The 14,065-nt window shown below is 70.5% G+C and carries 12 protein-coding genes and 1 pseudogene; 5 read left to right on the top strand and 8 right to left on the bottom strand.

Annotation, left to right across the window (positions count from 1 at the left end; translation table 11 throughout):
• From ACFWYW_RS17595 to ACFWYW_RS17620, 6 genes and pseudogenes are all read right to left on the bottom strand, one after another.
• Positions 1-198, bottom strand: a pseudogene (locus ACFWYW_RS17595) (hypothetical protein); the annotation flags it as partial.
• A 3-nt stretch (positions 199-201) separates the two neighbouring features.
• Complete coding sequence (locus ACFWYW_RS17600) at positions 202-1,056, bottom strand: potassium-transporting ATPase subunit C (RefSeq protein WP_379618479.1); 855 nt, start codon at positions 1,054-1,056, stop codon at positions 202-204.
• Positions 1,057-3,135 (bottom strand): potassium-transporting ATPase subunit KdpB, encoded by a 2,079-nt coding sequence (gene kdpB, locus ACFWYW_RS17605; RefSeq protein WP_379618477.1) that lies wholly within the window; start codon positions 3,133-3,135, stop codon positions 1,057-1,059.
• On the bottom strand, positions 3,132-4,778 hold the full coding sequence (kdpA, locus tag ACFWYW_RS17610; RefSeq protein WP_379618475.1) for a potassium-transporting ATPase subunit KdpA: 1,647 nt from the start codon (positions 4,776-4,778) through the stop codon (positions 3,132-3,134). The genes kdpB and kdpA overlap by 4 nt, the downstream gene beginning before the upstream one ends.
• The gene (gene kdpF / locus ACFWYW_RS17615) at positions 4,778-4,867 is read right to left on the bottom strand and encodes a K(+)-transporting ATPase subunit F (protein WP_379618473.1); all 90 of its coding nucleotides are present in this window, start codon (positions 4,865-4,867) and stop codon (positions 4,778-4,780) included. Before kdpF ends, kdpA begins: the two co-directional genes overlap by 1 nt.
• Positions 4,868-5,173: 306 nt before the next feature.
• On the bottom strand, positions 5,174-6,139 hold the full coding sequence (locus ACFWYW_RS17620; RefSeq protein WP_379618471.1) for a slipin family protein: 966 nt from the start codon (positions 6,137-6,139) through the stop codon (positions 5,174-5,176).
• Positions 6,140-6,458: 319 nt separating this feature from the next.
• Between ACFWYW_RS17620 and ACFWYW_RS17625 the strand changes: the two genes are divergently transcribed.
• Entirely contained in the window at positions 6,459-7,391 is a 933-nt protein-coding gene (locus ACFWYW_RS17625; RefSeq protein ID WP_379618469.1) for an endonuclease/exonuclease/phosphatase family protein, read from the top strand.
• Positions 7,392-7,462: 71 nt separating this feature from the next.
• Positions 7,463-9,094 carry a dynamin family protein gene (locus tag ACFWYW_RS17630; RefSeq protein ID WP_379618467.1) on the top strand — a complete coding sequence of 544 codons (1,632 nt, stop codon included), beginning with the start codon at positions 7,463-7,465 and terminating at the stop codon, positions 9,092-9,094.
• Here the strand turns inward: ACFWYW_RS17630 and ACFWYW_RS17635 are convergent.
• On the bottom strand, positions 9,031-9,306 hold the full coding sequence (locus ACFWYW_RS17635; RefSeq protein ID WP_379618465.1) for a hypothetical protein: 276 nt from the start codon (positions 9,304-9,306) through the stop codon (positions 9,031-9,033). The two genes, ACFWYW_RS17630 and ACFWYW_RS17635, sit on opposite strands and share 64 nt — an antisense overlap.
• Before the next feature lie 15 nt (positions 9,307-9,321).
• Here ACFWYW_RS17635 and grpE point away from each other — a divergent pair, with 15 nt between their 5' ends.
• The 3 genes from grpE to ACFWYW_RS17650 are packed head-to-tail and all read left to right on the top strand — an operon-like array spanning position 9,322 to position 13,162.
• Positions 9,322-9,645, top strand: a complete 324-nt coding sequence (grpE, locus tag ACFWYW_RS17640) for a nucleotide exchange factor GrpE (protein ID WP_379618463.1) — start codon at positions 9,322-9,324, stop codon at positions 9,643-9,645.
• A complete protein-coding gene (locus ACFWYW_RS17645; protein ID WP_379618461.1) occupies positions 9,642-11,474 on the top strand; it encodes a dynamin family protein in 1,833 nt (610 codons plus the stop codon). Before grpE ends, ACFWYW_RS17645 begins: the two co-directional genes overlap by 4 nt.
• A gap of 17 nt (positions 11,475-11,491) precedes the next feature.
• The gene (locus ACFWYW_RS17650) at positions 11,492-13,162 is read left to right on the top strand and encodes an Hsp70 family protein (protein ID WP_379618459.1); all 1,671 of its coding nucleotides are present in this window, start codon (positions 11,492-11,494) and stop codon (positions 13,160-13,162) included.
• Here ACFWYW_RS17650 and ACFWYW_RS17655 read toward each other — a convergent pair.
• On the bottom strand, positions 13,092-14,042 hold the full coding sequence (locus ACFWYW_RS17655) for a GNAT family N-acetyltransferase (RefSeq protein WP_379618457.1): 951 nt from the start codon (positions 14,040-14,042) through the stop codon (positions 13,092-13,094). The genes ACFWYW_RS17650 and ACFWYW_RS17655 overlap by 71 nt on opposite strands.
• Positions 14,043-14,065: the final 23 nt, after the last annotated feature.

The following is a 14,065-nucleotide window of genomic DNA, read 5'->3' on the forward strand; positions in this document are numbered from 1 at the left end:
GTCCACCATGGTGGTGGGGGTGAACACCACAACCCCGCCGGGGTTGTTCGGGGTGGGGGGGGGGCGGGGGGACACCCCCCCCCCCACGACCACGTCCCTGCCCCGCTCCAGCGCCCGGCGGCCTTCACCCAGCATCGCGAAGGTCTTCCCCACCCCTGGTGCGGCGCCCAGGTAGACCCTCAGCCGGCCGCGTGGCATGCCCTACTCCTTGTCGAGTGCCAGGTTGAGCATGAGCACGTTGACCCCTGGCTCGCCCATGAAACCGAGCGTGCGGCCGGTCGTGTTGTCGGCGATCAGCTTCCTGACCGCCTCGACGGGCTTGCCGCGCTCCTTGGCCACGCGGGGCGCCTGCAGCTCCGCGTAGGCGACCGAGATGTGCGGGTCCAGGCCGGACCCGCTGGCCGCGACCGCGTCCGCGGGCACCTTCACGTCGGTGACGTTCCCGCGCACCGGCACGGTACGGCCGGCCGCGTAGTCCTCACCGGGCTTGCCGCACTCGACCTTGACGCCCTGGTATTCGGCGACGAAGGGCTGGGCGGGGCAGGCCTGGTTGACGCTGACCGCCCGGGTCGGCGTGCCGATGGCCGGGAAGACCTTCAGCACGGCGCCGACGCCGTCGGCGGTGCAGAACGGCCGGGCGCCGCTGACGCCCTCCAGCTCGCCGGCCGCCTTGGAGCGGGCGCAGACCTGGGTGAGCAGCGACTGCTTGCCCTCCTTCGCGGCGTCGTCAGCGCCGTTCGGGTCGGGGAGCACATCCAGGACGTCCTCGGGGCCGAGGTTGCTGGCGGCGGTGGACAGCATGTCGTAGCCGTCACCGGCCGCCGACGGGCGGCTCTGGAAGTACTTCTTGACGGGGTTGCCGTCCGCGTCGGTGAACTTCTGGCCGATCAGCTCGCTGCCCTTGTCGGTCATCGAGCCGTTGGCCTTGTGGTTGAACACGGCCTGCGCCGCCCCGGTCACCAGGAGCGGGTAGATCGCGCCGGTGACCAGGGTCAGGACGATGACCGCGCGGACAGCCGCGAGGTGCTGGCGGATCCAGCTGGGCAGACGTTCCATTTAAGACATCCCCGGAAGGAACTGGATGAGGAGATCAATGATCTTGATCCCGATGAACGGGGCGACGATGCCGCCCAGGCCGTAGACGTAGAGGTTGCGGCTGAGCAGCTTCGAGGCGCTGGACGGCCGGTAGCGCACGCCGCGCAGGGCCAGCGGGATCAGCGCCACGATGACGATCGCGTTGAAGATGACCGCGGACAGGATCGCCGACTGCGGGCTGGCCAGGCGCATGATGTTCAGCGTGTCCAGGCCCGGATACACCGCCGCGAACATCGCGGGAATGATCGCGAAGTACTTGGCGATGTCGTTGGCGATCGAGAACGTGGTCAGCGCGCCCCGGGTGATGAGGAGCTGCTTGCCGATCTCGACGATCTCGATGAGCTTGGTCGGGTTGGAGTCGAGGTCGACCATGTTGCCGGCTTCCTTGGCGGCACTGGTCCCGGTGTTCATGGCCACGCCGACGTCCGACTGCGCGAGCGCGGGGGCGTCGTTGGTGCCGTCACCGGTCATGGCGACCAGCCGGCCGCCCTCCTGCTCCTGCTTGATCAGCGCGAGCTTGTCCTCGGGCGTCGCCTCGGCCAGGAAGTCGTCCACACCGGCCTCGTCCGCGATCGCCTTGGCGGTCAACGGGTTGTCACCGGTGATCATGACGGTCCTGATGCCCATGCGGCGCATCTCGTCGAAGCGCTCGCGCATGCCCGCCTTGACGACGTCCTTGAGGTGGATGACGCCCAGGACGCGGCCCTTCTCGGCCACCACGAGCGGGGTGCCGCCGCTGGCCGAGATGCCGTCCACGATGTGGCCGACCTCGTCGGTCGGGTGGCCGCCGCCGTCGCGTACCCACTTCATGACCGCGGTGGCCGCGCCCTTGCGGACCTCGCGGCCGTCCAGATCGACGCCGGACATGCGGGTCTGTGCGGTGAACGGCACCCAGGACGCGTTGTGCACGTCCCGCTCGCGCAGGCCGTACCTCTCCTTGGCGAAGACCACGATCGAGCGGCCCTCGGGCGTCTCGTCGGCGAGGCTGGACAACTGCGCCGCCTCGGCGAGGTCCTGCTCGGTGACGCCGGCGACCGGGACGAACTCCGACGCCTGCCGGTTGCCCAGCGTGATCGTGCCCGTCTTGTCCAGCAGCAGCGTGGACACGTCGCCCGCGGCCTCGACCGCGCGGCCCGACATCGCCAGGACGTTGCGCTGGACCAGGCGGTCCATGCCGGCGATGCCGATCGCCGACAGCAGCGCCCCGATCGTGGTCGGGATGAGGCAGACCAGCAGCGAGACCAGAACGATCCCGCTGACGCCGTCGCCGGTCAGGGCGAGGGAGTCGGGAATGCCGGGGTTCTGGCCCTTGGCCCAGATCGCCATCGGCTGCATGGTGACGGTCGCGACCAGGAAGATGATCGTGAGCGCGGCCAGCAGGATGTTCAGCGCGATCTCGTTGGGCGTCTTCTGCCGGTTGGCGCCCTCGACGAGGGCGATCATCCGGTCGATGAAGCTCTCGCCGGGCTTCTGGGTGATCTGGACGACGATCCGGTCCGACAGGACCTTGGTGCCGCCGGTGACCGCCGAGCGGTCGCCGCCGGACTCGCGGATGACCGGGGCGGACTCGCCGGTGATGGCCGACTCGTCCACCGAGGCGATGCCCTCGATCACGTCGCCGTCGCCCGGGATGATCTCCCCGGCCTCGACGACCACGATGTCACCCTGCTGGAGCTGCGTCGCCGGGACCGTCTCGCCCGACTGCCTGCGCGCCACCGTGTCGGTCTTGGCCTTGCGCAGCGTGGCCGCCTGGGCCTTGCCGCGTCCCTCCGCGACCGCCTCGGCCAGGTTGGCGAAGACCACCGTCAGCCAGAGCCACACCACGGTCGCCCAGGCGAAGAAGGAAGGCTGCAGGATCGCCAGAACGGTGGTGAAGACCGCGCCGATCTCCACGATCAGCATCACCGGGTTACGCCACAGCGTGGCCGGGTTCAGCTTCTTGAACGCGTCCGGCAGGGACCGCACCATCTGCTGGGGATCGAGCAGGCCCCCACCGACCTTGCCGGTGCTCTTGGGGGTCTCGACCGTCTGGGTCGTCATGACAGGAGTCCTTCTGCGAGCGGCCCCAGCGCGAGCGCCGGGAGGAAGGTCAGGGCGACGAGGATGATCGTCACGCCGACGACCATGCCGACGAACTGCGGACGGTGCGTCGGCAGCGTGCCCGCCGTCTCCGGGACCGGGGTCTGCTTGGCCAGCGAACCGGCCAGGGCGAGTACGAAGATGATCGGCAGGAAGCGGCCGAGCAGCATGCACAGGCCGAGCGCCACGTCGTACCACGGGGTGTTGACGGTGACACCGCCGAAGGCCGAGCCGTTGTTGTTCGAGGCGCTGGTGAAGGCGTAGAGGATCTCGGAGAAGCCGTGCGGCCCGCTGTTCAGCATCGCCGCCAGGCCCGCCTCGTTGCCCATGGCCAGCGAGGTGCCGACCAGGACGAGGATCGGGGTGACCAGGAAGTACATCGAGGCCAGCTTGATCTCGCGGGCGCCGATCTTCTTGCCCAGGTACTCGGGGGTGCGGCCCACCATGAGGCCGGCCACGAACACGGTGATCACGGCGAGGATGAGCATGCCGTACAGGCCCGCGCCGACGCCGCCGGGGGCGACCTCGCCGAGCATCATGTTGAACATCGTCATCATGCCGCCGAACGGCGTGTAGGAGTCGTGGAAGGAGTCCACGGCGCCGGTACTGGTCAGCGTGGTGGCCGCGCCGAACGTGGCGGAGTTGGCGACGCCGAACCTGACGTCCTTGCCCTCCATCGCCGAGCCGATCGCCTGCGGGACCGTGGCGTTGCCGCCCAGCTCGAAGACGTTGGTCAGCGTGACGCTGACCAGGGCGATGACGCCCATGACGGCGAGGATCGCGTAGCCCTGGCGGATCTGGCCGACCATCTTGCCGAAGGTGCGCGGGAGCGCGAACGGGATCAGCAGGATGAGGAAGATCTCGAACCAGTTGGTCCAGTTGGTGGCGTTCTCGAAAGGGTGGGCCGAGTTGACGTTGTAGAAACCGCCGCCGTTGGTGCCGAGCTCCTTGATGACCTCCTGGCTGGCCACGGGGCCGCCGGTCATGTTCGTGGGACCGGTCAGGCCGGCGATCTCGTGCGGGCCGATGAAGTTCTGCACCAGGCCGCCGGCCACGAGGATCAGCGCGCCGACGAAGGCGATCGGCAGCAGGATGCGGAGGGTGCCGCGCACCAGGTCCACCCAGAAGTTGCCGAGGGTGTCGGTGCCCCTGCGGGCGAAGCCGCGGACCAGCGCGATCGCGACGGCCATGCCGACCGCGGCCGAGACGAAGTTCTGCACGGCCAGGCCGGACATCTGGACCAGGTGGCCCATCGTCGACTCGCCGGAGTAGGCCTGCCAGTTCGTGTTGGTGACGAAGCTGACCGCGGTGTTCCAGGCGATGTGGTCGGGGACGGGGTCGAAGCCCAGGCTCAGGAAGAGTTTGTCCTGGAGGCGCTGCAGGCCGTACAGGACGAGGAGGGAGATGACCGAGAACGCGAGAACGCTGCGCGCGTAGACGCCCCAGCGCTGCTCGGAGTCGGCCTGGACGCCGAGCAGACGGTAGATGAAGCGCTCCACCACGTTGTGCTTGACGCTCGTGTACACGCGGTACATGTAGTCGCCCAGCGGCTTGTGCGTGATGACCAGCGCGAGGACGAGGGAAGCGATGAAGATCCAGCCCACTAGAACCGCTCCGGGAATAGCAGGGCCGCGACCATGAAGATCACCAGGCCGACGGCCACGAAAAGGCCGGTGGCATTGACCGCGCTCACAGGCGCTCCACCGCCTTCACCACTAGCCCCAGGATCACGAACAACGCGATCGTCAGGGCGACGAAGATGACGTCTGCCATCCCCACTCCTCAGCTCCGGAAAGTTGCTTGCTCCGTAAGCAAAGCGGGAGATTTATGCGCTTTTGCCGTTCTTGACGGGTTCCATACGCCCACAAGCCACCTTTTGACACCATCCCGACGACGATCGCTTCCCGTCAGGGCGTCTCTTCCCGTCAGGGCAACCCCCTCCCCTCCCTTACGGCAAGCCGCCGCCCACACCCCCGCCGCCCCCGGTACCGCCCGATCGTCAGGCGCTTCTCACGTCGGACGTGGTTCTCGCCGTCACGACGTCCGCCTGGCCGGTTCCCGCGGCCTCGGGCGCGCGCCGCTGTCCCTCGTCGAGGGCGGGCCGCTCGCTTTCGCCGACCGCCCGTGGCTCCTCGGCCACGTCCTTGAGCTCCTTGACCGTGTCCTTCGGCTCCTTGACGGTGTCCTGCTTGTCGGGTGTCGCCGCGGTCTGGGTGGCCTTGTCGAAGAAGCGGAGCAGTTCCACCGGCAGCGGCATGATCAGCGTGGAGTTCTTCTCCGCCGCCACCTCCACCACCGTCTGCAGCAGGCGCAACTGCAGCGCTCCCGGCGTCTGGGACATGATGCCCGAGGCGTCGGCCAGCTTCTGGGCGGCCTGCAGTTCGCCGTCGGCAACGATCACCCGCGACCGCCGTTCGCGCTCGGCCTCGGCCTGGCGTGACATCGAGCGCTTCATCGACTCCGGCAGCTGAACGTCCTTGATCTCCACGCGGTCGATGTGGATGCCCCAGCCCAGCGCCGGACTGTCGATCATCAGGGCCAGGCCCCGGTGCAGTTCCTCCCGGTTGGACAGCAGGTCGTCAAGTTCGCTCTTGCCGATGATGTTGCGCAGCGAGGTCTGGGCCACCTGCTCGATCGCGAACAGGTAGTTCTGCACCTCGATCGAGGCCCGCATCGGATCCTGGACGCGGAAGTAGACGACGGCGTCCACGCGGACGGAGACGTTGTCGCGGGTGATGCCCTCCTGCGTCGGGACGGGCATGGTGACGATCTGGACGTTGACCTTGGTCATCTGGTCGACGAGCGGGATCAGGACCCTGAGCCCCGGCTGCCGTACCCGCTGCTGCGCCCGGCCCAGGCGGAAGACGACCCCGCGTTCCACCTGATTGACGACCCTGAACCCGGTCACCAGGACCAGCAGAACGAGGAACGCGGCGAGCCCCAGCAGGATGATGGTGGTTTCCATGGCGGTGTCCCTTCCTCTTCGAGGCTAGATCCGTCCGCGCGCCACGGAAAGGAGGGCACGCGGCCCGGCCTCGGTCGCCGGGCCGCGCCGGTGTCAGGCGAGCGCCGTGCGCCTGACGGGACTCGTGTGGTGCCGTCCCGGACCAGCGGCGCACCGGTCGCCCGGTCTAAGGCGGTCATCCGTATATCGCACTTGTGTAACGGCAATTAATGTCCGGATAAGGACGGGTCAACGGCTGCGCCGCCCCGCCGAGACGGTTTAAAGTTCAGGCAAACCTTGAGACTGACGGGCGGGTGCCTTGGACACTGTCACGGAGCCGGTGACGAGGAAGCGGCGCCCGCGCCTGATGTCGTGGCTGGTGGCGGCACTTCTGGCGGGCTGGGCGCTGGTCCGGCTCACGGGCCTGGAGGCGGGCTGGCCGCTCACCCAGCTGATGACGCTGACACCCTTCGCCGCCGTGCTCGCGCTGCTCTCGGCGGCGGTCCTGTTCTTCCGCGACCGGCCGGCCGCGCTGGTCGCCCTGGCCGCCGCCGCCGCGATGGTCGCCGTGATCCTGCCCAGGGTCGTGTCGGATCCGGCCCCGGCCGGCGGGACCGCGCTGCGCGTGCTCTCGTCGAACCTGTTCGGGCGGGCCGACCCCGCCGCGGTCGTGGACCTGGTCACGCGCCTTGACGTGGACGTCCTCAGCGCGCTGGAGCTCAGACCCCACCAGGTCGCCGCGCTGGAGGCGGCGGGGCTGGGGCGGCTCCTGCCGTACACGGTGCTGGAGGAGGCGGAGGGGCCGGCCGGCAGCGGCATCTACTCGCGCTACCCGCTGACCAAGATCGAGGGGTTGTTCACGCCGATCGGGCACCACATGCCGGCGGCCAGGGTGGCGCTGCCGTCCGGGCCGGTGGAGGTGGTGGCGGTGCACCCGAACCCGCCCCTGCCCCGCCTCTACGCGGAATGGAACGTTTCAATGGCGGCGCTGCCCGATGCCGCGCCGGGGCGGATCCTCGCGGGCGACTTCAACGCCAGCCTCGACCACCACGCCTTCCGCGCCCTGCTGGACCGGGGCTACACCGACGCCGCCGCCCAGGTGGGCAAGGGGCTCGTCCCGACGTGGCCGCGCGGCCGGGCGATCCCGCCGATCATCACGATCGACCACATCCTGGTCGATCGTTCCATCGGCGTGCGCCGGGTGGAGATCCTCGACGTGCCCGGCACGGACCACCGGGCGGTCTTCGCGGATCTCAGTATCGGACGACCATAACTTCTGGTTTCACGTGTCCTTTCTCGCGAGAGGTGGACGGAGTCACTCTCGGTCGCTAAACATGCGACCTGATGAAACCCCCCGAACATCTGCTCGTGCCCGCGGTCGCGCGCGCGGGAACGATCCTGCGCGAGTGCGCGCTCCAGGCGAACAAAACCCCCGAACTCTCCCCGCTGGCCGACGCCCTGCGCACCGCCGCGGCCCGGCTCGCCGAGCCCATGCGGCTGGCCGTGGCGGGCCAGATCAAACGCGGCAAGTCCACGCTGGTCAACGCGCTGCTCGGCGAACAGGTGGCGGTGACCGGCCGCGAGGAGCTGACGTTCAACGTGAACGAGCTGGTCCACGCCCCGCGCCCGAGGCTGACCGTGCACTTCCGCGACGGCCCGGCGCGGCAGGTCGCGCCGTCGGAGTTCGCGCGCTGGACCGTCCGCGACGAGGCGCACCTGGCCGACCTCGTCCGTGTCCGCAAGGTCGAGTACGGCCTGCCGAACCCCTTCCTGAACGACTTCCACCTCGTCGACACCCCCGGCCTGGGCAGCGTCTACGGCCGGGACTCGGCCAACACCCTGGCCACGATGGGCGTCCAGGACCCCGGCGTGCTGGAACTCCTGGGCCGCGACCCGCAGACCCTCCACCAGGAGAGCATCGACGAGCTCGACCAGGCCGACGCCGTCCTCTACCTGTTCAGCCGCGATGTCAGCAACCAGGACGTGGCCGCGGTCTCCGCCTTCCTCGGCGACCGGGCCGGCATGCTGACGCCGTTCAAGGCGTTCGGCGTGCTCAGCAGGTGCGACCAGAGCTGGCCGCCGGTGTTCGGGGACCCGCTGGCCTTCCATCCGCTGCGCGACGGCGCGAGTCAGGTCATCGACGTCTACCGGGGCGCCACCGACCTGAGCCGCCTGTTCTACCTGGTGGTTCCGATCGCGGCCAAGGTCGCCGCCGGCGCGCAGGCGATGGAGGAACGCCATCTCGCGTGGCTGCGTGAGCTGGCCGCCGTCTCCGCCGCCGATCTGGCCGGCGAGCTGGGCGACCTGCGCGAGTTCCAGGACGCCGCCGGTCCGCTGCTGCCGGCGTACCGGAAAGAGCTCGTCGAGCTGCTCGGCGCCTGGGGCGTCCACCTGGCGTGCGGCGCGCTGCGCGACGGCCTCGACCCCGCCGCCCTCCCCGGGCACCTGGTCGAGGAGAGCGGCGTGGGCGGGCTACGCCGGCTGATCAGCGGGCACTTCGGCAACCGCGCCGGACTCATCAAGCTGGACCAGGCCATGATCGCGGTACGGGCGGCGCTGGCGAGCTGCCGCGAGGGCCTGCCGCCGGGCAGCGCCGCGAAGACGGCTGCCGACGAGGTGGCGAAGCGGGTCGAGCGGTTCCAGCGCTCCGAGCACGGCTTCGCGGAGCTGACCGCGCTCGCCGCCCACTACCAGGGCGCCACCCGTTTGCGACCGGCGGAGGCGGAGCAACTCCTGCAGGTCACCGGCGAGAAGGGCACCTCATGCGCGGCCCGGCTCGGCTTCGAGGACGACGAGCCGGTCAGCCGGATGATGCGACGAGCGAAGGAGCGAGCGCACCAATGGAACACCCGGATGAACGACCCCCTCACCGGCAGGGTGGACAGGCAGACGGCCCACACGATGGTGCGCAGCTACGAGCGGATCATGGATCGCCTCCAGGTGGCCCAGCGCCTGCTCGACCCAGAGACCTGCTGAGCAGGCTCGTCGATCCCCTGGTCAAACCCCGCAAACTCGCCGAGCACCTTCTGGTACGGCTGGCCGTCCTCACCGGCAACCGCCAGGACCCGCCCGACGTCGGTACCGCCGCGCTGCTGGAGCGCGCGCTGGCCGAGGTCGAGACCCTGGAACGGACCCAGCGCGAGCTGCGCGCGGAACTGGACCGCCTGCGCCATGCGCAGGGCACGCACGTACCTCTCCCGCGCATGGTGAACGCACTGGTGGACCTCACGGAACGCCTGGACGAGCTGAGCGGCCGCGACCTCGCCACCGGCCTGGAGCCGCCGGCCAAGCTGGTCGGCTGGGTCGCCGGCCAGCTCATCCAGATGCTGCGCGAGGGCGAGGTGGAGCCGCTGGACGACAGCGGCGAGCTGGTCCCCGAGCGGCATCAGGTCGTGGGCGTGCGCCCCACGGCGGAGCCCGGCCTGCCGGGCACGATCGCCGAGACCGTCCGCCCCGGCTACCAGTGGCGCGGGCTGGTCCTGCGGCCCCAGCAGGTGCTCGCCTACGTCGAGGAGCCGGCGCGATGAGCCACGAGGATCTGGCCAGGGTACGCGCCGACGTCCTCGCCCTGCACGAGCGCCTGGTCGCGGGCCTGGAACTCACCGAGGCGCTGCGGGCCAAGCTCGAAGAGAGCGTCCGGCGGGTCCAGACCGGGACGTACCAGGTCGTCGTCATGGGCGAGTTCAGCCGCGGCAAGTCCAGCCTGATCAACGCCCTGCTCGGCCGCCAACGCCTCCTGCCGGTGAACTCCGCCGTGACCACCTGTGTCGTCACCGTCCTGCGGTGGGGGTCGCGGGAGGCCGCGTTCGTCCACGAGAGCTCGGGCGAGCGGCGCGAGATCCCGCTCGGCGAGCTCGACCGGCACGTCGCCGACCAGACGAACGTCGACCACCTCGTCACCGTCGAAACGCCGGCCGAACTGCTGCGCGACGGGCTGGTCCTGGTCGACACCCCGGGCATCGGCGGTGTGAACAACGCCCACACCGACGCCACCTACGCCTCCCTGTCGCGGGCGGACGCGATCCTCTATGTCGGCAGCAGCGAGGAGACGCTGAGCGTCAACGAACTGGCGCACGTCGAGAAGGCGTTCGCCGCCTGCCCGGTCGTGGTCACCGCGATCACCAAGGTGGAGTCGGTCTTCGACCAGGAGCACGAGGTCAGGGTCGCCCGCCGGAAGATCGCCGCGGCGACGGGGCTGGCGCCGGAGGACCTCGTCGTGCTGCCGGTCTCCGCCCACCGCAGGCTCCGGGCGCTGCAGCAGGGCCGCCCCGAATCGCCCGGCGAGTCCGGCCTGCCGGAACTGGAACGGCAGCTGCGCGACCGCCTGGCCGCGACCTGCGGCGCCCGGCACCTGGAACGTGCCCTCGACCTCCTGGACGAGGTGCAGGCCGCGGCCGAGGCCCCCGTCACCAACGAGCTGGCCGCGCTGGAGGCCGGCGAGGAACTGGAGCGGATCGCCACCGAGCTGCGGCAGAGCAGGAGGCGCGCCGAAGAGCTGCTGGCCGGCCGGGCCGCCTGGCGCGAGGCGCTGGTGGCCTCGTTCGACGAGGCCGCCGCGCCCGTCGTCGAACGGCTGGCCGCGCGCAACCAGGCGATCCGCGACCGCTTCCTCGGCCACATCCACTCGCGCGCGGTCGTCGACGACGCCGAGGGCCTCATCAACGCCACCACGCGAGCACTCGCCGACGCCCTGGACACCGCCCGCGCCGACCTGCTGGCCGCCGTGGACCGCACCGGCGAGGAGACCGCCGCGGCCACCCGGCTGCCGATCGGCGTGCTCAACGCGGCGGTGCCCGGCTACCAGCCGAGGCTGGACGTCTCCGCCATCATGCTGCGCCAGCACGCCAGGGAGGGGCGGCTGGCGTCGGTCAGCTCCGGCGTGACCGTGGCCGGCGCCGTCGGCACCGCGATCTTCACCGGCGCCGGCGCGCTGGTGCCCGGCATCGGCATCGCGATCGGCGCGATCGCGGCGATCGCGCTCGGCGCCCTCGGCGTCATGGCCGGGTTGCAAGAACACCGGCACCGCGTGCTCACACAGGTCAAACTGGAGCGGTCGGCGCAGTTCAGCCAGGCCGTGCTGCCCATGGTCGAGCGGAACGCCGCCAAGGCGGAGAAAGACCTCGCCGAGGCGGTCGAGGACTGCAAGGCGCTCATGCTGGAGCACTTCGACGACGTGCTGCGCCAGACGCGTGACGCGCTCGACCGGTCGATCGAACGGCTGGCCGTACTGCGGGAGGCGAGCGCGCGGGACCGGAAGCGGCGGATGGCGGAGCTCACGATCACGGCGGGGCAGTACGAGCGGGTGCGAGGGGAGCTGGCCGCAGCGCGCGAGCGAGTGCGGCGGCTCGGCCACTGACGGAGGGATCAGCAGCGGTGGGAGTGGTTTACGGCATCGACTTCGGCACGTCCAACTCCTCGATCATGGTGGGGCTGGCGGACGGGCGGGTCGTCGCGGTGCCCGATCCGGAGACGCCGGGCGCGGCCGAGATTCCGACGGCGGTGCTCGCGACCGGGGGCAGGCTGCACGTGGGCACGGCGGCGAAACGGCTCGGGCCCGCCTACATCCAGAACTACCGGACCGAGTTCAAGCGCGACTTCGGCGACGACGCGCCCGTCCACCTCGACGGCCGCCGCTACCAGGTGCACGAGCTGGCCGCCGAGGTCCTGCGGTTCCTGCGCGCGCAGGCGCGGCAGGCGGCGCCGGGCGAGCCCGACGCGGTCGTCATCACCGTGCCGGTCAGCTGGGACGCCGGCAACCACGACCTGATGACGCAGGCCGCCCAACTGGCGGGGTTCGATCCGGCGACGGTCACGCTCGTGTCCGAGCCCGTCGCGGGGGTACGCGGCGCGGTCACCGGGCAGCGCTTCTTCGACGAGCAGACGATCCTGCTCTACGACCTGGGCGGCGGCACCTTCGACTGCGCCCTGACCAAGGGCACCACGGACGCGGGCTTTCGCGACGTGGGCCGGCCGGGCGGCATCCCCACGCTCGGCGGGATCGACTTCGACCGCGAGATCCTCACCGCGATCAGGGAGCGGCACCCCGAGCAGGTGGACGAGCTGTTCGCCGACCCCAAGCCGGGCGTGGCCGTGCTGCGCAGGCGGCTCGGCCTCAGGGACACCTGCGAGAAGATCAAGCACGCGCTGTCGGAGCGGGAGGAACACCAGGCGCTGCTGTCCGAGCTCAACCCTCCGGTCCTGTTCACGATGACGCGGGACGAACTGGGCGAACTCCTCGACAAGCCGCTGGCCGAGACCGTGGACGAGTGCGACCGGCTGCTCGGCGACCAGGAGCTGGCCTGGGACGACGTGACCAAGGTGATCCCGGTGGGCGGGAGCAGCCGGTTGCCGATGGTGCACGCGCAGATCTCGCGCCGCTCGGGGGTGACGGTGCTGAAGGTGGAGGAGCCGGAACTGGCCGTGGTACGCGGCGCCGTGCACCTCGCCATGGAGATCCGGGACACGCGGCAGGAGGAGGCGGCCCCGGTGATCGTGCCGCCCCCACCGCCGCCTCGTCCGCTGGAGACGACGGGCGTGGGCCCGGGGCAGTTGGCCGCATTGAGCTTCGTCTGGCTGTTCAGCGCGATCATCTACCAGACCGGTGCCCGTCTCGGCGGCGGCTGGCAGGTCGTCTTGCTGGTCGTCCTGTTCCTGCCGGTGCTCGCCGCGGCGCTCGGCCTGGCGGTGGACGCGCGCGACCGGAGGGACCCCCTGGCGGGTCTGGTCATGGCGGGCGCGGCGGTGATCGTCCCCATCGTGGCCGCGATCGTCGCGGAGCTCCGGCCCGTGGCGGACGCGGACGCCGTCATGATCGGAGGCATGTTCCTCGCGGCGCTGACCGCTTGGTGGGGCGCGCTACACGCCGACGGGGACGGCCCGTTCCTCATGTTCGCCGGGGGCGCGTTCCTGGCATTGGGCGCGGGCGGCTACTGGTTGGCCGACGGCGGTGCGGGATCGGTGATCGGCAGCTCGGTCATGGGACTGCTGGCGTTGCTGGCCGGCTCGTCGAGCGACGATAGCCGTACGTCTCGTGGGTCTTCTTGAAGCCCAGCGCGGCGTAGAGCCTCCTCGCCGGGACGTTCTCCGCGTTGTGGTTGACGGTGACGGTGGTCAGGCCGAGGGCGCGCATCCGGTGCATGGCGTGCAGCATGGTCGCCCTGGCCAGGCCCAGGCGGTGGTAGTCGGCGTGGGTGCCGACCGGTTCGAAGTGGCCGATGGCGTTGCGCCGGTCCACCCAGTACACGAGGAACGAGGCGATCCGGCCGTCCGGCGACTCGGCGACGATCTCGCGGTCGGCGTCGTAGCCGGGTTTGAGCATGACCTCGTCGCGGTACTGCGCGCCGGTCCACTCCGCGTCGAAGGCGCTGTTGCGGGCGCGGGCCAGCTCGTCGGCGTCGGCCAGCCGGGCGGCGCGCAGCGTGAAGCCCGCGGGCGGGCTCGGCGCCGGCAGGTCGGTGAGGGCGGCCTCGTTGACGTCGTCCCAGGTACGGAACCGGGTGAAGCCCAGGCGTTCCAGCACCTCGATCCTGGCCGTGTCGCAGTCGAAGACGTCGGTGAGCACCTCGTCCTCGCCCCGGCCGGTGGTCTCGCAGGCGGCTTCGATCATGTCGGCCTCGGCCTGGGTGCCGCGCAGCTCCGGGGCGGTGAAGACGTCGAAGGCGTTCTCGAAGCGGGTATTGACCGTCAGGCCGGCCAGGCGGCCGCCGTCCTCCCAGACGTGCACGACCTCTCCGGTCGGGCGGCGGCCCCTGATGTTCTCGTAGATGCGGTGGGGCAGCTCACCGATGTGGTCATAGGCGCAGCGGCCCGCGCCGGCGATCCACTCCGCGACGGTCTCCTGGATCCAGGGCAGGTCGGCGTCCGTGTACGGGCGCATGGTCAGCATCTGCCCATTGTCGTTGACGTCGCTGGGGGCGGAGATCATGCTATGTATTGGAAAGGCGTTTC

Origin of the sequence: Nonomuraea sp. NPDC059023 (genome assembly GCF_042740095.1) — a bacterium.
Classification (GTDB): Bacteria; Actinomycetota; Actinomycetes; order Streptosporangiales; family Streptosporangiaceae; genus Nonomuraea.